Genomic DNA, 22245 nt, shown 5'->3' with positions numbered 1-22245 from the left:
TTAAGAAAGTATTAAGAGAATCATTTTTTATCAAATAAGGAAAATATATGCGCTATGACCAAATGTCTGCTTTCATTGTGATGGATATTGTACGGGAAGCAGCAAAATACCCCAATGCCATCCACTTTGAAATTGGTCAACCGGATTTGCCGCCATCGGATAACGTAAAAGCCGCCTTACAAAATGCGGTGACACAAAATCAATTTAGTTACACAGAAAGTCTTGGATTGAAAGCGTTACGGGAAAAAATCGCCGACTATTATGACCGCACTTATCAAGTCAACATTAACCCCAATCGCATTTTACTTACCCCCGGTACCAGCGGCGCATTTTTAGTGGCTTACGCCCTCACCTTAAATAACGGTGACAAATTAGGTTTAACGGATCCGTCTTATCCTTGCTATAAAAATTTTGCTTATATGATGGATATTCAGCCGGAATTCATGCCGGTGGATAAACAAGATTGTTATCAATTAAGTGTAGAGCAATTAAAACGCCACAAAATTAAAGCACTACAAATTTCCTCGCCGGCAAACCCGACAGGCAATATTTATACAGCCGAACGTTTGAAAGCCCTCAACGAATATTGCCGCGAACACGACATTGCGTTTATTTCCGATGAGTTGTATCACGGTTTGGTGTATGACGAAACCGCAGCAACAGCATTGCAATTTAACGACAAGGCTTATGTGATTAACGGTTTTTCCAAATATTTCTGTATGCCTGGCTTACGCTTGGGCTGGATCATCGTGCCGGAGGATAAAGTGCGTGAAGCGGAAATTATTGCGCAAAACATCTTTATTTCCGCACCGACATTAAGCCAATATGCGGCATTAGAAGCCTTTGATGAAGCACATTTAGCCCATGTGAAACAACAATTCCAAGCACGCCGCGATTTTTTATACAACGCCTTAAAAGACATTTTCACCATTGAATTTAAACCGCAAGGCGCTTTTTATTTATGGGCGGATGTATCTAAATACACCGATGACAGTTACGAATTTGCCAAACAAATGCTCCATGAAATTCAGGTCGCCACGACACCGGGAATTGATTTCGGCCAAAACGGCACGAAGCATTATTTGCGTTTTGCTTACACGCGCAATATCGAGCATTTGCAAGAAGGGGTAAACCGCATTAAACAATGGCTAGCGAATAAATAAAAATTACCCGTTTCGGTCATTGAATGGCAAATTTATGCGCCTATAATAAGTACGAATTTTTACTTTCTATCACCCAAAAATGAAAAATTATGAGTATCCGAATCCTTCCCGAAAATGAAATTAAACACGCGGCTGCGTTTTATACCGCGCCACCACTGTTGTTCTCCAACCCGAAAAATTTATATCAACGCCGCGCCGCGCGTTTAAGAGAATTGGCACAGGAGCATCCGCTTGCTGATTATCTGTTATTCGCTGCGGCGATTGCAGATGCCCAATTGGAACTGCTGGAAAACATGCCGATTCCAAAAGAACCGCGTTTGCAGGCGCTTTCCGGTGAACAATTGGCGAATAAACCGTTGGATATAAAAAACTGGCAACGTGATCCGATTTGGCGAAAATTATTGACCGCACTTTTGGAAAAATTGAAACCCTCTGCCAACGACCAGATTCTCACGACAATCGAATGGTTGGAAAAAGCCGCCGATAGCGAATTGGAAGACTTTGCCGACAACCTGTTGACACAAGAATTTGCTAACATTTCCAGCGATAAAGCAGTGTTTGTGTGGGCGGCATTATCCTTGTATTGGTTCCAATTAGTGCAACAAATTCCACATAATGCCAAACAAGAAAGCTCAGAGGAGCTACATATTTGTCCGGTTTGTAGTTCTTCCCCAACCGCCAGTATGATTCATTTAGGCACAAATCAAGGTTTGCGCTATCTGCATTGTTCTTTATGCGAAAGCGAATGGAACATGGTTCGTACACAATGCACCAACTGCGGGCAAAGCAGTGACTTGGATTATTGGTCATTCGATGAACATTTAGCCGCGATTCGTAGCGAAAGTTGCGGAAGTTGCCGTAGTTACCTGAAAGCCTTATTCCAAGAAAAAGATCCGAAAATCGAGGTCATCGCTGACGATTTGGCGTCTATCTTTTTAGATATGGAAATGGAGAAAAAAGGCTTTATGAAAAGCGGTTTGAATCCGTTTGTGTTCCCGGCGGAATAAATCAAACGGTTCAAAAAAAACTGTGAAAAAACCACCGCACTTTAACAAGAAAAAAGGCATCCATCGGATGCCTTTTATTTTTGGAAGAATTATTTGCCGGATAAATCAATTTGATATACCGCAAATCCCACTTCATCAGTGCCCACCTGTTTCATTGGGTATTGGGCGTTTTCTTTGATAAATTGCGCCGTTTGTTCGCTTGGTGACGTTTCAAAGCGGACATCTAATTTATCATTGCCTTTAATTGGCACGAAGCGCCAGTTCTTGTCGGCACGTGGGTTCACTGCACCGTCTTTTTCACTGGTGGCTTTGATGTAATCTGCCAACACTTGGCGGTTTTCATCCGGCGCAGCGTAAACAATGTGCTTGTCGCCGGTGCCCGGGAATTTATTACCGTAAGCACGGTAGTTATTGGTCGCGATTAAGAATTCCGCTTTCGGATCCACCGGTTTGCCTTGGTAAGTCAGATTCACCACGCGGTGTGCATTTGGGTTGATTAACTTGCACTCGCCGTCATAACGTGGCGGTTGGGTTAAATCGTATTCGTAATTGACACCGTCGATCACATCGAAGTTATAGGTGCGGAAGCCTTCCCAATCCAATAAAGATTGTGGTTTATCGCTCGCCGGATCGATTTGCTTAAACATCCCCGCGCTGCATTCCAACCATTCTTTCAGTTGCTCGCCACTGACTTTCACGACCACCAAGGTATTCGGATACAAATACAAATCCGCTGCATTGCGGAACGTTAACTCGCCTTTGTTCACTTCGGTGTAGCCTGTCGGATCGTTTTTACGACCGCCCGCTTTAAACGGTGCGCCCGCACTTAAAATTGGCAAGCCAGCCATGGCCGGTACGCTTGGAGCAACTTTTTCCACATAGGCTTTTTGCGCTTGGTTAACAATTTGAATGGTTGGATCATCTTGCACCAATGCCAAATAGCTATACATATTGTCGGTAGCTTTACCAATCGGCTGTGATACGAATTTACGGGTCGCTTCATGGGTTTCTTTTAAAAGTGCGGTCATTTCCGGGTCATTTTCTGCCAACGCCTTTTTGTTTTCCGCATCATAAATCGGACGTAATACCGCTTTGCCGTCGGTCACAATCCATTTGCCGTTATGCTCGCTCAATACCAAATCCACGACACTGATATTGTTCGCCCAATAGCCCGCCATGCTTTCCGGCACGCCTTTTACGGTGCCTTTGGCAATATCCGCATTTGGTGATTTGGCAAATTCTTTATTCGGGAACAAGCGGTGGGAGTGACCGAAAATCACCGCATCAATGTGCGGCACATCGGCAAGATAGAACGCGGAGTTTTCTGCGCCCTCATGATACGGCTCGTCGGATGGGCCGGTATGTGCTAATGCAACGATAATATCCGCGCCTTTTTTCTTCATTTCCGGCACATATTTTTGCGCACTTTTTACAATGTCGCGGGTTTCCACCTTGCCCGTTAAATTGGCTTTATCCCACACCATAATTTGCGGCGGCACAAAACCGATATAACCGATTTTTAGCTTATGTGACTTGCCTTTATTGTCCACCACCGTTTTTTCCTGAATCACATAAGGCGTGTAATAAGGCTCCTCTGTTCCCACTTTCACCACGTTGGCGTTCACAATCGGGAACTTCGCCTGTTTAATAGCATCGGCTAAATAATCCAAACCGTAGTTAAACTCGTGGTTACCCAATGTTCCCACTTCATAATGCATAGCATTTAAGCAATCCACCGCCGGGTTCGGTTTACCTTCTTTATAGCCCACTGCCGCTTGATAATCGGCAATCGGGTTGCCTTGAATCAAATCGCCATTATCCACCAACACGCTGTTTTTTACTTCCGCACGGGCTTGACGAATCAAACTTGCCGCACGGGTAAAACCGAATTTCTCTGTCGGCGCGTCTTTGTAATAGTCAAAATCCGTCAAGAAACTGTGAATATCGGTGGTACCGATAATGCGTAAATCGACTTGGTTATCGCTTTTCGCGAACGCCATGCGATGACAACTGAGCGCCAGTACGCTGCTCGCGCCGATTTGAATAAAACGTCTTCTATTTATCATAATAAGCTCCGTCGTTAGGAAAAGTAAGTTAGGAAAAATACGGCGTTATTGTAAGTAAATTGCGAGGGCTTTGAAAGGAAAAGTGCGGTCGTTTTTGACCATAAATTTTGGCTAGGCAAGACAATAAATTTGCCGAAAAAAATGACCGCACTTTAAAACAACATGGAGGTTGGCAAAAGTGCGGTCGAAATTTCAGCTGTTTTTAAAACTCATAACGAATGCCGACGTTAAAATTACGTCCCGGTGCGCTGTAACGATCAGCATTGCCGGAAGTAATCGCCAATGGGATACTGAGCGGATCGCGACCTTGATCCTGCGTTGCTTTACTTAACAAGGCAAGATAAGAAATGTCGTTCCAGTTCCAGTATTTTTTATTAAACAGATTGTTTACATTGGCGGTTAACGTCAGATTTTCCACCGGCTTCCAATAAACGCCTAAATCAAACAATGAATAACTGCCTGTCGGGTTGTACAAGTACGCGGAAGATTGTTCAATATCTTTATCGGATTTACCACGGTTATAAGTCCATTGAATATTGGCGCCATAGGTGTCCCCTTCATAGCCTAAACCGAATTTCACTTTTAACGGTTGAATACTATTAATTGGTGTTTTAACGCCGTTATTGGTGGCTCTGCCGCGACTGTAAGAAATGCCTTTCGTCAAATAGAAATCATCATAAAACGTCCATTTCACATCGGCAGTAAAACCATACACTTTGGCCTTATCTAAATTGTCGTATTGAATAAAGGTGGTATAACCTTGCGTTGGTTTGGATACCCAATCAATAAAGTTTTTATAGTGGTTGTAATACCCGGTGACCAAATATTGCAGTTTTTCATTTTGACCTTTCACCCCGATTTCAAAGTTATCGGCGGTTTCGGAACGCAAATTAGGGTTACCGACCACCGCGACATTAGCGGTTTGAGGCCCTAATCCCGGAATGAAATAATTAACGCTTTCAAAGAAATAAGAGGTTAATTGTTGTGGTGACGGCGTTCTTATACCACGGGAATATTGTGCATATGGAATAAATTCCGGTGCGGCACGATATTCTAAACTTAACTTCGGCGCAAATTTGGTTTCAGAACGTTTTGCCGGTTGGAATTGTGCCACGTCACTATGACTACCGGAAGGCGTCATCCGATAATGCACAAAACCGACTTGCGGCGTGACAACCCATTTTCCAAAAGCAATTTCATCTTCAAAATAGCCTGTAATTTTATGCTGTTTCGTGTCTGATGTCGGTTTTCCATTGAAATTAGCGTGGCGCGAATTGCCGTAAGCAGGACGTTCATAGTGCAAATAATTTGTCGCTTTGGTGTGGTTGTAACTTAAACCATAACGCAGAACTTGCGGAATATTTCCATCAATAAAGCTCATTAAATTGCTGTTAATACCATACGTTTTATAGTTAACGTTAGATTCTTCAAAACGGTAATTATTCGTTCCTAAACGATGACGATAATTATCGGTACCGGCATTTTGATAATAAACCTGTGTTTTCGCATTTTGTAACCAACCGTGCTCATTATTATAATCGTGGCTGAATGAAAAACGGCTACGTTTCACGCGGTCAATGGAATAGCCTTTGGTTTGAATACCGGTGGCTCTGTCAATGTTGGTATCATTTAATGTCAGTAAATCGGTCTTAATTTTTTTACGTTGATATTCAAAAGCGGCACCAACCCGATGTTGATCATTTAGCTGATAGTAATGTTTGGTAAGAACATAATTATTTTGCGTGTCTGCCGGATTTGGTTCGGTACGGTTTACGCCGGTACCGCCATTAGTGCCTTTGTTTTTGGTTTGATCGCCGTTACGAATGGTGGTCATTACCATGCCTTGATAAGCACCGATTTTGCCTGCGCCGCCAACAGTGCCGTAAACGGAATTATCGGCGCTGTTATAACCGCTTCCAATAAAGCCGCCGAGGGCGCGCCCCTTCAACAAATCAACAGGTTCTAATGTAGCGAAATTCACGCTGCCCGATAAACTGTTGGCAGAACCGGCATATTGCACATCGGCGCTACGCAAACTACTCACATCCACATAATCGGCACGTCCGAATTCCACGCCATAAGAAATAAAATGTTTGCTTTCTTGTGCTTCCGGCAATGGGATGCCATCTACCGTTGTGGTCACACGGTTCCCCTGCAAACCACGAATATTCACGCCTTCTCCACCGGAACGCGCCGTTTGCAATTGACTGACGTTGACGTCTAATTTATTGGAAAATAAATCTTTAACATCTTTTGCTTGGCGTAAGTAAATATCTTTACGATCTACTTTGGTATTGACCAACGTATCGCTGGTTTCAATTTCAACCACAGAAATTTCTTCTAATTGACTGGTTTCTTCCGCCAATGCCATATTTTGATAGGTACAAACCGCTACAACCAATGCCGCCAACTTTGTTTTTTTAAGCATAGTAACTCCATATTTATAATTAAGAATTATTCTCGATTATATAGGTGAATAATGGGATAACCAACTAAAATTCTAGGAATATGAAAAATCGTTTTTAACATTCGAAAATTTAGGTTTACCTTCTAATAAATCTCGTTAAAATACATGAGAATTATTTTCAATTATATTTTAAGGAGATTTATGATGTTGAAAAAAACACTGCTAACATTAACCTGTATCGCGATGGCGACATCTGCGTTAGCGAAAGAAATCAGCATTCCGACGGCGCGTGGTGATGTTACGTTAAATGCACCACCCGCCAAAATAGCGGTGTTTGATACCGGCAGTTTGGATACGTTACAAGCCTTGGGTGTGAAAGTCGATGGCGCAGCGGATGTGGCAAAAGTCCTTCCTTATTTAAAACCAACCTTAGATTCGGCAAAAAATGTCGGTACCATTTTTGAGCCAAACCTTGAAGCCTTAAATGAACTTAAACCTGATTTAATTATTGTCGGGACCCGCACGGCGAAAAAATTTGATGATGTCAGCGCCATTGCAAAAACGATCGATTTAACCGATAACGGCGATAAATTAGTAGAAAGCGGCATTCAACGCATTGACAGTTTCGGCCGTTTATTTGATAAACAAGCGGCTGCAGATAAGTTAAAAGGTGAATTGGAAACCTTATTAAAAGACACTAAAGCAGCCGTGAAAGACAAAGGGAACGGTTTAATTATTTTAGTCAACGGTGGCAAAATTTCCGCATTCGGTAGCGGTTATCGTTTAAGTTTTATCCATGATGAACTTGGCGTACCAATGGCGGATCCGAGCATTAAAGGTACCGGTCATGGCCAACCGGCGAGCTTTGAGTTTATTGAAAAAACCAATCCTGACTGGTTGTTTGTGTTAGATCGCATTTCTGCTATTGGCGAAGAAGGTAAAACCGCCAAAGAAGTGTTGGATAATGAATTGGTTCGTCGCACTAAAGCCTGGAAAAACGGTAATGTCGTTTATCTCAGTAGCGCCTCCTACTTAGCCCCGGGCGGTGCGGAACAATTAAAAACGGACTTAAACGCGATTAAAACCGCTTTCGAGAAAAAATAATCACGCTTATCGTTCTCTCCGTTGTATCGCCTTCATGCCAAGCGGAGAGAACGTTTTTATTACTTAAAAAAACATCATGTCTGGAATTTTCACGTTAAATCGGATTAATTTTTTAATTCTTGTATTACTCGCCGCATTAAGTATTACCGTGGGCGTAGCCGATTTCCATTGGTCTCAATTTTTTTCTCAACCGGAACAAATGCAAGTCCTGTTAGTCAGTCGATTGCCTCGTACCTTCGCCGTGATTTTAGTGGGAGCGACCCTTGGCGTGGCAGGCATGGTATTACAAATTGTCTTAAAAAATCGCTTTATTGAGCCGGGCATGATCGGTGCCAGTCAAAGCGCGGCATTGGGAATTTTATTAACCAGCCTATTATTTCCAAGCGCCGCCTTGCTTCTCAAAATGTCCGTCGCCACCGTCTCCGCACTCATTGGCATGGGTATTTTTACCTTATTGTTACAGCAATTGCCGCCACATCAACGTCTCATGGTGCCGTTGGTGGGGATTGTGTTCGGTAATATTATTGAGGCGATGACCACCTTTCTTGCCTACGAAACAGACAGCTTACAAACCTTGTCCATTTGGTTTTCCGGCGATTTTTCCGGCATCTTGGCAGGACGTTATGAATTATTATGGCTTACCGCCGCCCTTGCTGTGGTGGTTTATATTATGGCCGATCGTCTGAGCATTACCGGACTGGGGAAAAATATAAGTACCGGCTTAGGGATTAATTATCGTCAAATGACGTGGTTTGCGTTAATTGTAGTGGCTATGATTACCGCGGTAGTCGTAGTCACCGTTGGGCAAATTCCCTTTATCGGCCTGGTTGTACCGAATATTATTTCCCGCTTAGCCGGTGACCGATTACGCCAAAATCTGCCTTCGGTTGTGTTGCTCGGCGCCAATTTGGTCTTGATTTGCGACATTATAGGTCGAGTCATTAACGCACCTTATGAAGTACCGATTTCGACCATTTTCGGCATTGTCGGCACATTGATTTTCCTCTATTTGTTATTTAAGGGGAAAGCCAATGCAAAATAATCGCGTCATGTTATTACTCGGTGCCCTACTCACGTTTGCTTGCATCTTTTTTATGACCTATCATGCCAATGGTAACTGGGATTTCATTTTGCCGTTTCGTGGAAAGAAACTGTTGTTATTGCTGATGATGGCTTACACCATTGGCATATCTACATTACTGTTCCAAACCCTAACCAATAACCCGATTCTAACACCCAGTATTTTAGGCTTTGACTCCTTATATTTATTGGTGCAAAGCATTTTAGTGTTTCTCTTCGGCGGGATTGGATTTACGCAACTCAATGTGGCCGGCAAATTTGCTTTTGAAACTTTGCTTATGTTGCTTGGCGCACTCCTGTTATTCCGTACACTCAGCAAAAACAACAGCGACCTCGCCCGCATGATTTTAGTAGGGATTATTTTCGGTGTGCTTTTCCGCAGTGTAAATAACCTGCTACAGCGCATGATCGATCCCAATGAATTCGCCGTTGCACAAGGATCTTCCTTTGCCAGTTTTAACACGGTGAACCCAACCTTATTATGGATTGGTACTGTCATTACATTGGTCAGCGCCCTGTGGATTTGGCAACAACGTTTTAAATTAGATGTACTCCTACTGGGGCGTGAACGCGCTATCGGATTAGGCTTGGAATATCATCAGTTCAGCCGCCAATTACTCATTTGCTGCGCATTTTTAGTGTCAATTTCCACCGCACTTGTGGGACCTATTCTGTTTTTAGGCTTATTGGTGTGTGCCATCGTCAATGCCATCAGCCCGACCATGCACCACAGCATTCGCATCCCAATGACGTTTATGGTGTCGGCCATCACATTAGTAAGCGGTCAAGCCGTGTTCGAACAGGTAATGAAGATGCAGGGTGTGCTTAGCGTAGTTATCGAATTTGTCGGTGGATTGGTGTTTATCTATTTGATGTTAAGACGGGCAAAATAAAGGAATTTCTTGTGATAAAAATTGAAAATATAACCTATAAAATTAATCAGGCGACGATTTTAAATAACATTAATCTCACCATCCCAAACGGTGGCATTACCGCATTGATCGGCGCTAATGGTGCCGGTAAATCTACGCTACTCTCTTTGGTTGCGCGCTTAAATCCGATTCAACAAGGGCAAATTTGGCTAAATGATATGGATATTGCCACCACGCCATCACGCACAATTGCGCAAAACCTGGCAATTCTGACCCAAGATAACGTGATTCATAGTCGCATTACGGTAAAAGATTTGTTGATTTTCGGCCGTTATCCGCACCATCAGGGGCGCCCGACGGAAGAAGACAATGCCATTATCCGCGATGCCTTGCAACGTTTTGAATTAGCACCCTTAGCTAATCGTTTTCTTAGCGAACTTTCCGGCGGTCAACGTCAACGCGCCCTGATTGCCATGACCTTCTGTCAAAAAACCGATCATGTACTGCTTGATGAACCATTAAATAACCTCGATATGTTCCACGCCCGCGAGCTCATGCGCTTGCTACGCCAACTTACCGATGAACTGGCACTGACAACGGTAATGGTGGTGCATGACATCAATATGGCGGCCGCCTATGCCGACACCATTGTCGCCATGAAAAACGGTGAAATTGCCATGATCGGCACGCCGGAAGAGATGATTACCAAGGAGAATTTAAAAACGGTATTTAATTTAGAGGCGGAAGTGTTGGATTATCAAGGGAAACGATTGGTAGTGCACCATATGTAACCTATGGTGCGTTTTGACTTCATCAAAAAAGCCATTCAAAAAACACTCGAAAAAACGACCGCACTTTCATCCTTAAAAGTGCGGTCATTATTTTAGCTAAATTTATACAAACCCTAAGCCACTAATGCGGTTTGTTTCAAGCGGTTTTTGAGTTTGGTATATTCCGTTACCACATAGCGTTCTGCCCAAGCTTGGTCGTCAATTTTTTCAATACGAACCGCGCTGTATTTGTATTCCGGCGTTCTAGAACCCGGGTTCAAATGTTCGGCAGTTAATTCGTTACATTTACCAATCCACCATTGATAGGTCATATAACAAGCACCTTTGTTGGTTCGGGTACTGACATCGGCACGGCAAATCACTTTACCGCGTGACGAAGCAATCCAAACCAAGTCATTGTTTTTAATGCCTAACTTTTTAGCGTCTTGATCGTTCATTTGTACGAATCCCGGCTCATCGGCAAGGGCGGCAAGTGCTCGGCAGTTACCGGTCATTGAACGGCAGGAATAGTGCCCCACTTCGCGCACGGTGGAAAGCACCAATGGGAATTCTTCAGACATTTCTTCCATTGGCGGTTCCCAGTCACAGGCAAAGAATTCGGCTTTACCGTTTGGACGGTCAAAGATTTGGCCTTTATACAAATATTGCGTACCTTGATCTTCAGGACCTTCATCGGTACAAGGCCATTGAATATAACCCAAGCCTTCCATTTTTTCGTAAGTTGCCCCTTTGTAAATCGGACAAAGCTCACGCAACTCGTCCCAAATTTCTTTGGTGTTGTTATAGTGCATCGGGTAACCCATTGCAGTGGCAATTTCGCTAATGATAACCCAGTCATCTTTGACGTTGCCGGTCGGTTCAACGGCTTTATAGAACCGTTGGAAACCACGGTCGGCAGCACTATACACGCCCTCGTGTTCGGCACAGGAGGTTGCCGGCAATAACACGTCCGCCTCCGCGGCAGTTTGGGTCATGAAGATATCCTGCACAACTAAGAATTCCACTTTCTCAAAGGCTTTTTTAACGGCATTAATATCAGGCTCCGTTTGTAACGTATCTTCGCCCATAATATAGAAGGCCTTGATTTTATCTTCCATGATAGCTTCCGGCACTTCACTTAACGGCACGCCCGGTTTAGTCGGGATTGATGGAACGCCCCAAGCTTTCGCAAATTTCGCATTAATTTCAGGGTTCGCAAAACTTTGATAACCCGGCAATGTGTTGAATAACGCACCCATGTCGCAAGCGCCTTGTACGTTGTTTTGACCACGCACCGGATTCACCCCAACATTTGGTTTGCCGAGATTGCCGGTGAGCATTGCCAAACTTGCCAATGCACGAACGGCTTCTACTCCTTGACGGAATTGGCAAACCCCCATACCCCACAAAATAGTTGCTGTTTCCGCTTTGGCATAAGTACGGGCGATTTCACGCAACATTTCAGGTTCGATACCGGTGATATGTTGAGTGGATTCAGGCGTATAAGCCTTCACGACCTCATAGAACGCGTCGAAGTTTTCGGTGTGTTCGTCAATGAATTTTTGATCTTGCAACCCTTCTTCCAAAATCACATTCATCATGGCATTTAAGAACGCCACGTTAGACCCGTTGGCAAGCGGCGCATAAATATCCGCAATTCGGGCAGTTTCGATTTTACGAGGGTCACACACAATGATTTTCGCCCCTTTTGCTTTCGCGTGATTAATTCGACGCGCCACAATCGGGTGAGAAGTAGAGGCATTATAGCCAAAGATAAACACGCACTTGGTATCCTCAATCTCAACGATTGAGTTGGACATTGCGCCATTACCCACTGATTTGAGCAGACCTGCTACAGATGGGCCATGTCACACACGTGCACAACAGTCAATGTTGTTATTGCCTAATACCGCACGGGCGAATTTTTGCATCACGAAGTTCACTTCGTTGCCCGGTCCACGGGAAGACCCCGTTACCATGATGGATTCGTTGCCGTACTTTTCTTTAATTTCTTTAAGACGGTTAGCAGTGTAAGAAATAGCTTCTTCCCAGCTCACTGGGGTGAACGGTTCGCCACGTTTGTAGCGGATCATCGGTTGAGTCAATCGAGGAGTCAGGATTTTTGTGTCATGTACAAAGTCCCAGCCATAATATCCTTTTAGGCATAACTCCCCTTCGTTTGTTCTGCCGTTTGCACCTTCAGCTCCCACAATTTTGTTGTTTTCCACCAAAAGATGGATTTTACAACCTGAGGCACAATACGGACATACGGTAATCACTTTTTTGATAGTCATAGTAATGTCCTTATTTGAGATACAACACGAGATTAAAATAATTATTTTAAGGTATATATTACCCCTAAAACCCACCTATAGACTTACAAAAACTATGGATTTATTGATTTAGAACAGGTTTTGAATAAATTCTTTTAGAAATTGTAAGGATATTGTTTTTACGTCGTAATTATGTAAAATTATGCAACTAAAACATAATTATGCTAAGTAAACATAATAAAACATAGCGAGGCACATAATGAAAGTAAAATCCGATCCGCTTTACTACCCGAGAACCGAACTGGCGGATTTATTGGTTCGCAATCTTGAAGAAGGCATTAGCTCCGCTTTCACCCTATTTGCGCCGCGTCGAATGGGGAAAACCCAATTTCTGCTAAACGATGTGAGCAAATCCGCCACGGAACGCGGTTTTAATGTGTTCTATTTCAGTTTCATGAACGAACACAGAGAAGCCATTCAAAACGAATTCCGCCAAGCGCTCATAAAATTCTTAAGTGAAATCAGCCCGACGTCCGCCTTAAAAGACATCAAAAGCGTCAATATCTTGGGCGTCGGTATCGAAAAAGCCGAAACCGACATACCGGAATTACCGATAAACGTCCTCATTGATGAAATCGCCAAGGATAACAAACCCACATTAATGTTACTAGACGAAGTACAGGAACTGGCGCGCATTCCCAAAACCGAGGGGCTGATTCGCTCTTTACGGACAGGGTTGGATACCAATAAAAGCAAGGTTAAAGTGATCTTCACCGGCTCATCAACCAACGGCTTACGAGAAATTTTCGACGACATCAAAGCGCCGTTTTTCCATTTTTCTCACACCATCAAATTTCCCACCTTGGATCAAAAATTTACCGATTATTTAGCCGACATTTATCAACGCCGCACAGGAAACAAAATTGATAAAACGACATTTTTTGCGTTATTTGAAAAACTCCAATTCACCCCGCTCTATTTGCGGGCCATTACGCAAGACATGATTATTGATCCGAGTTTGCCCCTCGAAGAGGCCGCCGAATCTCGTTTAAGCCAAATTCACGAAGGCTCGGACTACAGCAAAGAATGGCAAAACCTAACCGCCTTAGAACAACAAATTTTGCTTTGCATACAACGGGGCGAATCCGCTTTATACAAACAGGAAATTCGCCGACAAATTGCCGACATTCTCGGATTAAGCGGCGCCGTGTCCACCAGCACAATGCAAACGAATATAAAGAAATTAATGAATAAGGAACTCGCTACCAAGCAAATTGACGGTCGATTAACATTAAACAGCGGATTGTTTAATCAATGGTTAGTGGATCATGTGCTGGTTGATTGAAATGAATGTTCTATTTTGTAGATCAAAGTGCGGTGGATTTTGCGGACGTTTTTTAAAATATCCGGTATTATGCAGCAGTTGCACAAAGGTTTAACCGATTAAAAACCTTAAAATTCCTATTGAAATTTTAACTCAATAGGGATGTAGTGATCAGCTAATTCAACAGTCCCCGATAGGTTGTTTTTGTTAAAACAGGTGGCAAACCTTGATTGTAACGATGTGGGCGAACAAAATTGTAATACATCACATAAACTCTCACATCGTCCATCGCTTGCCCCAAGGTTATATAGTCGCCCTCTTTGCATCCATTCATATTTAAAGCTGCGAAACCAACGCTCCATTGGGGCATTATCCCAACAGTTACCTCGGCGACTCATACTTTGGGATAAAGCACTTCAGCATTAATCCAATTCACCCAAGTGTTTTCCAATAATGGAATTAAGGGGGTGCTATCTTCAACTACGGTATTCAAGGCAGATAATACATCTTCTAAAGACGAAGGTTGTTCTTGTATATAACTTAATAGCCAAAAGTCAAGTTCAGATAAGCGTTGTTGCAGAATATTAAAATCGCTATCCCGCCATATAACAGCTTGCATAGGTTTTTTATCAAATTGTTTAAAATCGCTTGATAAAAAATCGACTTCATAGCTTTTTAAATAAGCTGCATCAGATAACTGCATTACGCTATACTTATTCCACTCAAATTTTTCAGGTACTTTTGCTAAAGAAACTTCTGCAAGTAATTGAGTATTTTCAAAATCCATCAATGCCAGTATATTGGCATCAAAACTCTCTTTTTCTTGACAAAATAAGAGAAATTCTCCAGCAATATCTTGAAAATAAGGAGAATGTGATTTTCCTGTTAATACAAACATTTCTTTTGTCTGAGACCAACTCTCAGCAGAAACGTGTTTAGGCGCTTCAACAAAACAACGGTCAATAAAACCAAAGATGTTATTTCGAACTAAACGAGCATAAACAGCAAGGCGATTCGGAGCATAACCATTTAGAGGTTGAGCATTAGCCGATCGAACTGCTGTGGCAAGTGCTTTTTGTGTTTCAATAAGCGAAGGTTTAGGCTGCATAGGATATTACCTCTTTTTGAGCATATTTTTGCTGTAGTTGTGCAATATGTTCAACTTCAGCATAAAGTTCTGCAAATGGAGGGAAATTGAAATCACGCTCTAATAATGTTGGCGGAATGGCAGGTAGTCGTTGATAGGCATATTCTAATAAATCCCACACAGTACCTTTTACTGCCTCACCGTGCGTATCAATTAATAACTCTGGTAAATAGCGATATGCTCCTTTTATTTTATTAAATGATTCTCCTTCTAAATCCTCCACAACTTGTGCTGCAGAATGTTCTTCGTCGTGTCCGGCAATATGAATGTAATTGACACGTTTCACATTTACTTGTTCTAAAAAAACATAAGGATCAAGTAAACCGTGATTGACGCCATTTACATAAATATTATTTACATCTAAATGAATACCACAATCCGCTTCTTGTGCAATAGCATTTAAAAATTCTACTTCATTCATTGTGCTGGTGGGAGAGTGTAAATAATAAGAGGTGTTTTCTAATGAAATTTGTAATTCTAAAAAATCTTGCACATAGCGGATTCTCTGTGCTACGTGTTTTACAGCTTCTTCTGTAAATGGCATAGGTAATAAATCATATAAATGCCCTTCACATTCACAATAACTCAAATGTTCAGAAAAAAATGTCGAATTATATTGAGTCATTAATGCTTTAGTATTTTTTAATAACTCGCGATCAAGAGGTGCTTGCCCGCCTAATGAAAGTGATAGTCCGTGTACCGCAAGTGGATATTTTTCCGCTGCCTGATCAAATTTATAACGAGCAGCCCCCCCCATTTTTACCCAATTTTCTGGAGCAATTTCCATAAACTGAATCGCATTATTTGATGATAAATTCAAAAAATCATCCGCTAAATCTCGGCGATACCCTAATCCTGCACCTTGTAACATAATTATTTACTCCTTTTAATACAACACTGGTGTAAATTTACACCAGTGTTATGCATGGCATCTAGATTTAAATACGATTATTTAGAACCGCATTTACCTTCACCACATTTACCTTCTGCGGCTTTCGTTTCGTTTGCGCCACATTTGCCTTCTCCGCATTTACCTTCTGCAGCTTTTGTTTTCACACATTTATCACCCACACAAGGTGTTGCAGCTTTATCTGTACTGCTTGATTTTGGCTCAGCGTGTGCAACAGTAGCTACTGTCATCGTTAATGCTCCTGCTAATGCGGCTAAAGTGGATAATTTTTTCATTTAAATCTCCTAGAATTTGATATTGAATATATAGTTAGAGGAATTTCAACCAGCTTTTAGTTGGATAAACCTTCTTAATAAGCGTGTCTAAAGAGAGTTTCCCTGCTCCCTGCGTAATTAAGATTAATAAAGTTACCACATAAATTAAGGGTAATTTATAACCATTATCACAAACGTTATAACCTGAATCGGCGTGAATGCTATACCACGCGACAGAGATTAAAATCGTTAAACTTAATGCACTAAAACGTGTTAGCACCCCAAATATCAGCAAGAATGGGAAAATTAATTCAGATCCCATTGCAACGTGCCAATTAATATCGGCTGGAATAAGATTAAATGGAAAAGGAAAACGATCTTGTATTTCAGTAAACCAATTTTGACCATTCCATTTTTCTAACCCTGCCTCTAAAAATTCCCACGCAAGAAAAAAGCGTAAAATCAATAAACTCACGCCGCTGCTGATATCTTGCATCTTACAATCTTTCATTTTTTTCCTCTGATTGATTACCTATTTTATGAAACTATTTAGTTCATTATGGTAGGAAATGCTTCCTAGTTATTCTATTAGTCGGAGATAAGCCTTTTTTCTTACACTTTTTTTTCAAAAAATTGAAAATATTATTTTTTGTAAAAATGCAGATAACATTAAGGGCAGAGATTCTAATAATCTTCGCCCTTTTATCTTTTACTGATTAATGTAGTGATCAGCTAATTCAACAGTCCCCGATAGGTTTTTTTTGTTAAAACAGGCGCCAAACCTTGATTGTAACGATGTGGGCGAACAAAATTGTAATACATCACATAAGCTCTCACATCGTCCATCGCTTGCCCCAAGGTTAGATAGTCGCCCTCTTGCATCCATTCATATTTAAAGCTGCGTAACCAACGCTCCATTGGAGCATTATCCCAACAGTTACCTCGGCGACTCATACTTTGGGTTACCTGAATGAAGGTTGGGAGGAATAGCTACACCTTGAGTTTGAAAAAATAGAAAATTTATGCGGTAAATTAGTCAATTTTCGGACTTTGTGCAACTGCTACATAATACCGAAAATATCTTGAAAACCCACCGCACTTTTCCACTTTTCACAACACCGTGATCTCAGAAAAGTCACCGTTTTCTTTGAGAAATTGATAGAAAAATTCGACGGAGTCTTTCACCGCGTCGGTCATCGGGAAGCCGAAGGAAACGAGGTCGGGTTGGATGCCCACAAAGACGATTTTTTTAATATCCTGTTCTAATTGCTCAATGAGGAAATTGAGCGGCATGTTATGCGTGCTCATGAAAAACATCTCAGCGATGGCGTCTTTTTCGATGATCCGGATTTTGCCCGGCGACAATTCCATATCGGCAGCATCGAAAATCAGCAGGAACTCAGGCTTAAGCTCACGCACGATGTGCGCGACGTTTTCCGGCGCGGATCCGCCGTCAAGTGCAGTCCAATTTTCCAGCGGATTTTCGCTCAGCAACCGATACAAATAAGGCCCCGCGCCGTCATCGCCCATCATGCTGTTGCCGACGGTCAAAATGAGGTTTTTATTCGTCACGACGTTTCACCATAATATACATCACCGGCTCGCGTTGAATGGAAGCCAAGGTGTCCATTAAAATTTCCGCCCATTGCTGGTGTTCGGCGCCAAAATTCCCTTTGTTTGCGTCAATGGCTTTGGCAAACAAATTTACATGGCTTGAATCAATCACGATTTCGCCGAATTTCATCAAGCCCGCCAATTTGCGTTTCGCCTCCCCTTCCGGGAAACTTGCCACGAAACGTTGATAATCCTCGTAGTCGCAAATCAGCAACTTTTTAAAGCAATCGATCACACCCACATGGTGGCCAATCGCCAAGGAATAATACATCACTTGCTGCGCTTGTTCGGGAATTTGCTCGTCGTTCTCGACGAAACGCTCGTTTAATAAATAGAAAAAGACTTTCGTTGTCATGGTATGTCCTTATAACGACGGATACGGTCTGAGTATATCCGAGAGTAATAAATTTCCCCTAAAGGAAAAACTTGGCTCCCCCTCGTTTACGGGCGAAGCCCTGAGGGGGGCAAAATCACGATTTTCAAGTATGGGTTAATTGAAAAAACAGCCCCCTTCCGCCCTTCGGGCACGTTATTCGCAAGCTCGCATGGCTTACTTGCTCACCTCGTTGGGGCCGTTGGTAAAGCCAACGCTTAAAACGCTTTGCGTTTTGTCCCCTGCAAGCAGGGGAGGTAAAATATTTAAGAATATCAGTATATTAATAGCATTTCTAACATCTTTGCTTTCCTAATGAGTACCCTAATTTTTGCTTTCAGCATAGTAGGAAAAGTGCAGCAATTTGAAACATAAATATATTATATTACTTATTAGTATTTATAAAATTTATAATAAAGCAATAGTTGCTATTTAAATCATCAAGAAAAAAGTGCGGTGGTTTTTTGAGGCGTTTTTAAAACGTTGGAAATTTCGACCGCACTTTAATATACCTTGTTACATTTAAAACTGACCCGTTTATACTGTTGGATACTTAATTAAGTCCATTCTTCCCAGCCATCAGGGTAGATCCAAACTGCTCCGGCAGGTGCAACGCAAATCCACCATAATAAATCAATATCCTTATCAGGCTCATCTTTACTATAGCTTTTGGGCCAGGCTTTTCTGAATAAATCTACTTGTTCTTCAGGCGATCCTTCTAGAAATTTGCTATGTTTAGCTAGTTTTAATTCCCCATCTTTTATTAATTCAGTCATAAAACTGAGAAACATTTCTTTTATTTCTGGTTTTTCATATATATCACCCATGATGGCTTGATATTGATTGAATAATGAAAATAATGGGGAGCCTTTAGAATAGTTTAATATCTCATTTCTAATGTTTTCCTGCATATCATTATCCTTACTATAAATTGTTATTTTATAAATAACTAAGTCATAAGGGCGCACTCTATGAAGAGTGCGCCGATAGAAAAAATGACTAGTCTTCTATTTTTATAAAAGGGAATGTTTCCTTAAAGCGTTTTAAAATGCTTGGATGTTGGTCTAGCGCTTTTAATGCTGCTTTTTTAGATATTGGCATATCATATATTTCTCCAAATCGTTTTATTCCTATTCCATACATAGCCATAATTTCACCTTTTGTAAAATTATCACTGGTAGCAAAACCAATTATATCGTATATATGTAACTTATTTTCTTCCTCTAAATCAATAAGATCCCATATAAAATTAGGCAGATCATCTATACTATTATTTTTTATAACAAAATATAGATACTCTTTAAACTCATTAAATGTAATTGCTATACCTTCACAATATATAACAAACCCTAATATACTAGAATCTTCTTTATTAAATCCTTTCATTTGTCCTCCTTAAAATCTATTTATTACCATTTTCCATACTATTTCCTCCAATATGTCCTGTTTCAGCATGTAATTTGGATGGAACTAATTGCATTCTTCCTGTATCTTGGTGATGATGCCAAGTATAATTAGGGATTTTTTCCTTACCAGCTTTAATAGCAGCAACTTGTTCTGCATTGAATTGTTTTTTTATACCATCCTCACCCAAATGCTTATACAGATCTCTTGTCGCCATTCTCATTTGTTCATTATAAGAAGAGGCTCTAAATTGGTTGATATCTAATCGCGTGTCATATTTGGCAATATCATCAAATATAGGGAAGCCTTTAACATCAAATGGAACCTTTGTTTCCGGATGTCTTTTTCCAGCTAATTTTACATTTGGCATACTCATCGGTGGAACCGTTTTTGACACAATATTGGCTTTGCCATATTTGTTTTCTAATAGATTTCTCACCTCTCTTGATGAATAAATAGATTCTACAGTATTTGGTACAACTTGATTGGCAAGAATATTTTGTAGTCTTTCTGCTTCTTTTACATTTCCTACTGCTTTGGCAGATTTTACTGCGGTATTTAATTCTTTTATTTGTTTTAACGGCACTTTTATGGCATCCGCGCCAGGTATAAGGGCTAGGGTGCTCAACAAATAGTCGGTAACAGTTTCTGATTCATAGAATCCTTTTATATCGCCAACTATTGGTGTCATATCTATCCCAATTTCGACCAGCGTATGAGCTAATGCCGTCATTTCCGCATCGGTTTTTGCTTTCGCTTTTTCATAAGATTCCATCTTTTCCAGTTTGGTATAGTTCTTTAGATTCTCCATTTCAGCCGGTGATTTAGGGATAAAGAACGTATTATTTAATAAAGCGATTTTAGCAACTGATGTTGATACATTAACATCTTTATTGGTTAGTGCTGCGATTGTTCCGACAACAATGGTAGCTTTATCAATAAGTTTCTCACGTTCTATTTTATCAATATCTTTAGGATCTCTGCCGTTAAGTAAGATTTCACCAACCACTTCCCCTAACGCCGCTCCCATAGCCCCATCTTGGCATTTTCCTTTGCTCGCACTTGCGGCGGCACAACCTACGGCGGCGTGGGCGAGTTTGTGGGCGACTTCGTGGTACCAGGTGTTAGCATTGGCGCCTTCTTTTATTCCTTTGATATATTGTGCGGCTTCACCTTGTAAGGTTTCGGCAAGCGCGGCAACAATGGCGTTTTCCAGCGCTTTGTCTAATTTCTCGCCATTAATCGCGGTGTTGACGACAGCAGATGTTCCGGCGTTAACCAGGCTCACTTGTAGTCTGTCGGTTAATAAATTGGATTCGGTGACGTTGCTTAACCCCACTGAAGAAATAATTTGGCTTGCAACACCGGCGGTGACGACGGAAGTCGCCAGTTGTTTTACCGTGCTACTCTGTCCTAAATCTTTTAAGGCTGCCCCCATATTGCCTCGGTTGTTGATCATGGTAATGGAAACTTATTGGTGCTTAATGATTCAAAAGTGCGGTCGAAATTTACCGCACTTTTCTTCTTCACTTAACGCCTAAACCAAGAGAAGAATCCTTTTTTCTTCTTGGCTTTTTCAGTGGCTATACGCATTCGCTCTTGCCACATATCGATCCATTCTTGTTGCGGGCGGTTATAATCGAATTCCTTCATAAAATCATACGGATCTTCATAATGAGGAAGCGGGTCATATTTAATGAGTTCTTTCGGTGCAATCGGGCTATCAATATTTAAATCGAAACCGTGGATTGAAGCGATTTTTCCATATAATACGACTTGCACTTGTAAATAAAAATCGAACCATACATTACAAGCATAAACAGCTTTTTTTGCCATTTTTGGTTCAAGTAATTTATTTAATGCGGCTTCCATACTGATCTTATCTTGATTACATAATGCTAAATAAAACTCATGATCAGGAATACGTTTTTGCTCCGATTTAGGAAGTTTTTCTTCATTTAAAAACATTAATGTTCTTTCTTTTAAAATCTCCCAATCTCCAGCTAAAGCAAGTAAAGTATTGCGAAGAAAAAAGCTGCTAAGCTCAGTACGCTTATAATGACCTTTAAAGCTATCTTTATGTTTAATCAAATATTCTATTAAATCTGGACTATCCGACATTATGGGAGCAAACAAACTTCGTGTATTCGTCCTAGAAATCCAACCCAATACATCTTTAGCACCTAGAATTTCTAGTTTTGCACCAACATATGCATCTTGTTTAAACAGTTTTACATCGGAATAAAGTAACAAATCACTAGAAGCTTTAGCTAAATAATAGTCTGACATAATATTCATCGCACCTATAGGATTACCAATACAAGAATCAATAGTTCTTAATAGTTCATTAATTCCTAATCTTTTATCTAAATTACATTCATACACATAATTAGCATCTTCTATCACATGTTTCACACTATCTTGGTAATTCCTATCAGAATCACTTACTAAAAAAACAGTATAGTTTTTATTCATAA

Annotated in this window: 20 protein-coding genes and 1 pseudogene; 7 read left to right on the top strand and 14 right to left on the bottom strand. The window is 41.2% G+C overall.

Annotated elements, in window-relative coordinates; genetic code table 11:
- Positions 1-47 precede the first annotated feature (47 nt).
- Positions 48-1163: a pyridoxal phosphate-dependent aminotransferase gene (locus DK428_RS08675; RefSeq protein WP_109063669.1), complete on the top strand. Its 1116-nt coding sequence runs from the start codon at positions 48-50 to the stop codon at positions 1161-1163.
- 89 nt (positions 1164-1252) lie between these two features.
- Positions 1253-2170 carry a formate dehydrogenase accessory protein FdhE gene (gene fdhE, locus DK428_RS08670; protein WP_109063668.1) on the top strand — a complete coding sequence of 306 codons (918 nt, stop codon included), beginning with the start codon at positions 1253-1255 and terminating at the stop codon, positions 2168-2170.
- 89 nt (positions 2171-2259) lie between these two features.
- Here the strand turns inward: fdhE and cpdB are convergent, their stop codons facing one another.
- Both cpdB and DK428_RS08660 read right to left on the bottom strand, forming a co-directional pair.
- Positions 2260-4236 (bottom strand): 2',3'-cyclic-nucleotide 2'-phosphodiesterase, encoded by a 1977-nt coding sequence (cpdB, locus tag DK428_RS08665; protein WP_109063667.1) that lies wholly within the window; start codon positions 4234-4236, stop codon positions 2260-2262.
- 202 nt (positions 4237-4438) lie between these two features.
- Positions 4439-6664 carry a TonB-dependent hemoglobin/transferrin/lactoferrin family receptor gene (locus DK428_RS08660; protein WP_109063666.1) on the bottom strand — a complete coding sequence of 742 codons (2226 nt, stop codon included), beginning with the start codon at positions 6662-6664 and terminating at the stop codon, positions 4439-4441.
- 183 nt (positions 6665-6847) lie between these two features.
- On the opposite strand from DK428_RS08660, the gene DK428_RS08655 reads away from it, so the two are divergent.
- From DK428_RS08655 to DK428_RS08640, 4 genes are all read left to right on the top strand, one after another.
- The gene (locus DK428_RS08655; protein ID WP_109063665.1) at positions 6848-7747 is read left to right on the top strand and encodes a siderophore ABC transporter substrate-binding protein; all 900 of its coding nucleotides are present in this window, start codon (positions 6848-6850) and stop codon (positions 7745-7747) included.
- Positions 7748-7823: 76 nt separating this feature from the next.
- A complete protein-coding gene (locus DK428_RS08650; RefSeq protein ID WP_048750275.1) occupies positions 7824-8789 on the top strand; it encodes an ABC transporter permease in 966 nt (321 codons plus the stop codon).
- A complete protein-coding gene (locus tag DK428_RS08645) occupies positions 8779-9720 on the top strand; it encodes an iron chelate uptake ABC transporter family permease subunit (RefSeq protein WP_109063664.1) in 942 nt (313 codons plus the stop codon). Before DK428_RS08650 ends, DK428_RS08645 begins: the two co-directional genes overlap by 11 nt.
- A gap of 11 nt (positions 9721-9731) precedes the next feature.
- Positions 9732-10490 (top strand): iron ABC transporter ATP-binding protein, encoded by a 759-nt coding sequence (locus tag DK428_RS08640; RefSeq protein ID WP_109063663.1) that lies wholly within the window; start codon positions 9732-9734, stop codon positions 10488-10490.
- A gap of 113 nt (positions 10491-10603) precedes the next feature.
- Here the strand turns inward: DK428_RS08640 and fdhF are convergent, their stop codons facing one another.
- Positions 10604-12763 (bottom strand): formate dehydrogenase subunit alpha, encoded by a 2160-nt coding sequence (fdhF, locus tag DK428_RS08635; protein WP_239493762.1) that lies wholly within the window; start codon positions 12761-12763, stop codon positions 10604-10606.
- A gap of 238 nt (positions 12764-13001) precedes the next feature.
- Between fdhF and DK428_RS08630 the strand changes: the two genes are divergently transcribed.
- Positions 13002-14087 carry an ATP-binding protein gene (locus DK428_RS08630; protein WP_109063662.1) on the top strand — a complete coding sequence of 362 codons (1086 nt, stop codon included), beginning with the start codon at positions 13002-13004 and terminating at the stop codon, positions 14085-14087.
- A 373-nt stretch (positions 14088-14460) separates the two neighbouring features.
- Here DK428_RS08630 and DK428_RS08620 read toward each other — a convergent pair whose 3' ends face one another.
- From DK428_RS08620 to DK428_RS08570, 11 genes and pseudogenes are all read right to left on the bottom strand, one after another.
- Positions 14461-15174 (bottom strand): HvfC family RiPP maturation protein, encoded by a 714-nt coding sequence (locus DK428_RS08620; protein WP_109063661.1) that lies wholly within the window; start codon positions 15172-15174, stop codon positions 14461-14463.
- Positions 15164-16084, bottom strand: coding sequence for an HvfB family MNIO-type RiPP peptide maturase (locus DK428_RS08615; RefSeq protein ID WP_109063660.1), 921 nt, complete (start codon positions 16082-16084; stop codon positions 15164-15166). Before DK428_RS08615 ends, DK428_RS08620 begins: the two co-directional genes overlap by 11 nt.
- Before the next feature lie 77 nt (positions 16085-16161).
- Entirely contained in the window at positions 16162-16398 is a 237-nt protein-coding gene (gene hvfA / locus DK428_RS08610; protein WP_109063659.1) for an oxazolone/thioamide-modified RiPP metallophore HvfA, read from the bottom strand.
- A 34-nt stretch (positions 16399-16432) separates the two neighbouring features.
- Positions 16433-16873: an HvfX family Cu-binding RiPP maturation protein gene (locus DK428_RS08605; protein WP_109063688.1), complete on the bottom strand. Its 441-nt coding sequence runs from the start codon at positions 16871-16873 to the stop codon at positions 16433-16435.
- Between the two features lie 236 nt (positions 16874-17109).
- Positions 17110-17346, bottom strand: a pseudogene (locus DK428_RS08600) (integrase core domain-containing protein); the annotation flags it as partial.
- Positions 17347-17487: 141 nt separating this feature from the next.
- Positions 17488-17949, bottom strand: a complete 462-nt coding sequence (gene hycI / locus DK428_RS08595; RefSeq protein ID WP_109063657.1) for a hydrogenase maturation peptidase HycI — start codon at positions 17947-17949, stop codon at positions 17488-17490.
- Positions 17939-18346: a formate hydrogenlyase maturation HycH family protein gene (locus tag DK428_RS08590; protein WP_109063656.1), complete on the bottom strand. Its 408-nt coding sequence runs from the start codon at positions 18344-18346 to the stop codon at positions 17939-17941. The genes hycI and DK428_RS08590 overlap by 11 nt, the downstream gene beginning before the upstream one ends.
- Before the next feature lie 575 nt (positions 18347-18921).
- Complete coding sequence (locus tag DK428_RS08585) at positions 18922-19275, bottom strand: DUF596 domain-containing protein (protein ID WP_109063655.1); 354 nt, start codon at positions 19273-19275, stop codon at positions 18922-18924.
- 88 nt (positions 19276-19363) lie between these two features.
- A complete protein-coding gene (locus DK428_RS08580; RefSeq protein ID WP_109063654.1) occupies positions 19364-19750 on the bottom strand; it encodes a hypothetical protein in 387 nt (128 codons plus the stop codon).
- A gap of 16 nt (positions 19751-19766) precedes the next feature.
- Positions 19767-21227 (bottom strand): DUF637 domain-containing protein, encoded by a 1461-nt coding sequence (locus DK428_RS11855; protein WP_109092132.1) that lies wholly within the window; start codon positions 21225-21227, stop codon positions 19767-19769.
- Positions 21228-21298: 71 nt separating this feature from the next.
- On the bottom strand, positions 21299-22243 hold the full coding sequence (locus DK428_RS08570; RefSeq protein ID WP_109063652.1) for an Imm49 family immunity protein: 945 nt from the start codon (positions 22241-22243) through the stop codon (positions 21299-21301).
- Between the last annotated feature and the right edge of the window lie 2 nt (positions 22244-22245).

The sequence above is a fragment of the Aggregatibacter kilianii genome (assembly GCF_003130255.1).
In the GTDB taxonomy this organism is placed as follows: Bacteria; Pseudomonadota; Gammaproteobacteria; order Enterobacterales; family Pasteurellaceae; genus Aggregatibacter; species Aggregatibacter kilianii.
This window is presented reverse-complemented; position numbering and strand designations above follow the sequence as displayed.

Bases quoted from the DNA above. Each gene is read 5' to 3' on its own strand.
- DK428_RS08675 (WP_109063669.1), top strand. From the start codon at position 48: ATGCGCTATGACCAAATGTCTGCTTTCATTGTGATGGATATTGTACGG.
- fdhE (WP_109063668.1), top strand. From the start codon at position 1,253: ATGAGTATCCGAATCCTTCCCGAAAATGAAATTAAACACGCGGCTGCG.
- cpdB (WP_109063667.1), bottom strand. From the start codon at position 4,236: ATGATAAATAGAAGACGTTTTATTCAAATCGGCGCGAGCAGCGTACTG.
- DK428_RS08660 (WP_109063666.1), bottom strand. From the start codon at position 6,664: ATGCTTAAAAAAACAAAGTTGGCGGCATTGGTTGTAGCGGTTTGTACC.
- DK428_RS08655 (WP_109063665.1), top strand. From the start codon at position 6,848: ATGTTGAAAAAAACACTGCTAACATTAACCTGTATCGCGATGGCGACA.
- DK428_RS08650 (WP_048750275.1), top strand. From the start codon at position 7,824: ATGTCTGGAATTTTCACGTTAAATCGGATTAATTTTTTAATTCTTGTA.
- DK428_RS08645 (WP_109063664.1), top strand. From the start codon at position 8,779: ATGCAAAATAATCGCGTCATGTTATTACTCGGTGCCCTACTCACGTTT.
- DK428_RS08630 (WP_109063662.1), top strand. From the start codon at position 13,002: ATGAAAGTAAAATCCGATCCGCTTTACTACCCGAGAACCGAACTGGCG.
- DK428_RS08620 (WP_109063661.1), bottom strand. From the start codon at position 15,174: ATGCAGCCTAAACCTTCGCTTATTGAAACACAAAAAGCACTTGCCACA.
- DK428_RS08615 (WP_109063660.1), bottom strand. From the start codon at position 16,084: ATGTTACAAGGTGCAGGATTAGGGTATCGCCGAGATTTAGCGGATGAT.
- hvfA (WP_109063659.1), bottom strand. From the start codon at position 16,398: ATGAAAAAATTATCCACTTTAGCCGCATTAGCAGGAGCATTAACGATG.
- DK428_RS08605 (WP_109063688.1), bottom strand. From the start codon at position 16,873: ATGCAAGATATCAGCAGCGGCGTGAGTTTATTGATTTTACGCTTTTTT.
- DK428_RS08590 (WP_109063656.1), bottom strand. From the start codon at position 18,346: ATGACAACGAAAGTCTTTTTCTATTTATTAAACGAGCGTTTCGTCGAG.
- DK428_RS08585 (WP_109063655.1), bottom strand. From the start codon at position 19,275: ATGCAGGAAAACATTAGAAATGAGATATTAAACTATTCTAAAGGCTCC.
- DK428_RS08580 (WP_109063654.1), bottom strand. From the start codon at position 19,750: ATGAAAGGATTTAATAAAGAAGATTCTAGTATATTAGGGTTTGTTATA.
- DK428_RS11855 (WP_109092132.1), bottom strand. From the start codon at position 21,227: ATGATCAACAACCGAGGCAATATGGGGGCAGCCTTAAAAGATTTAGGA.
- DK428_RS08570 (WP_109063652.1), bottom strand. From the start codon at position 22,243: ATGAATAAAAACTATACTGTTTTTTTAGTAAGTGATTCTGATAGGAAT.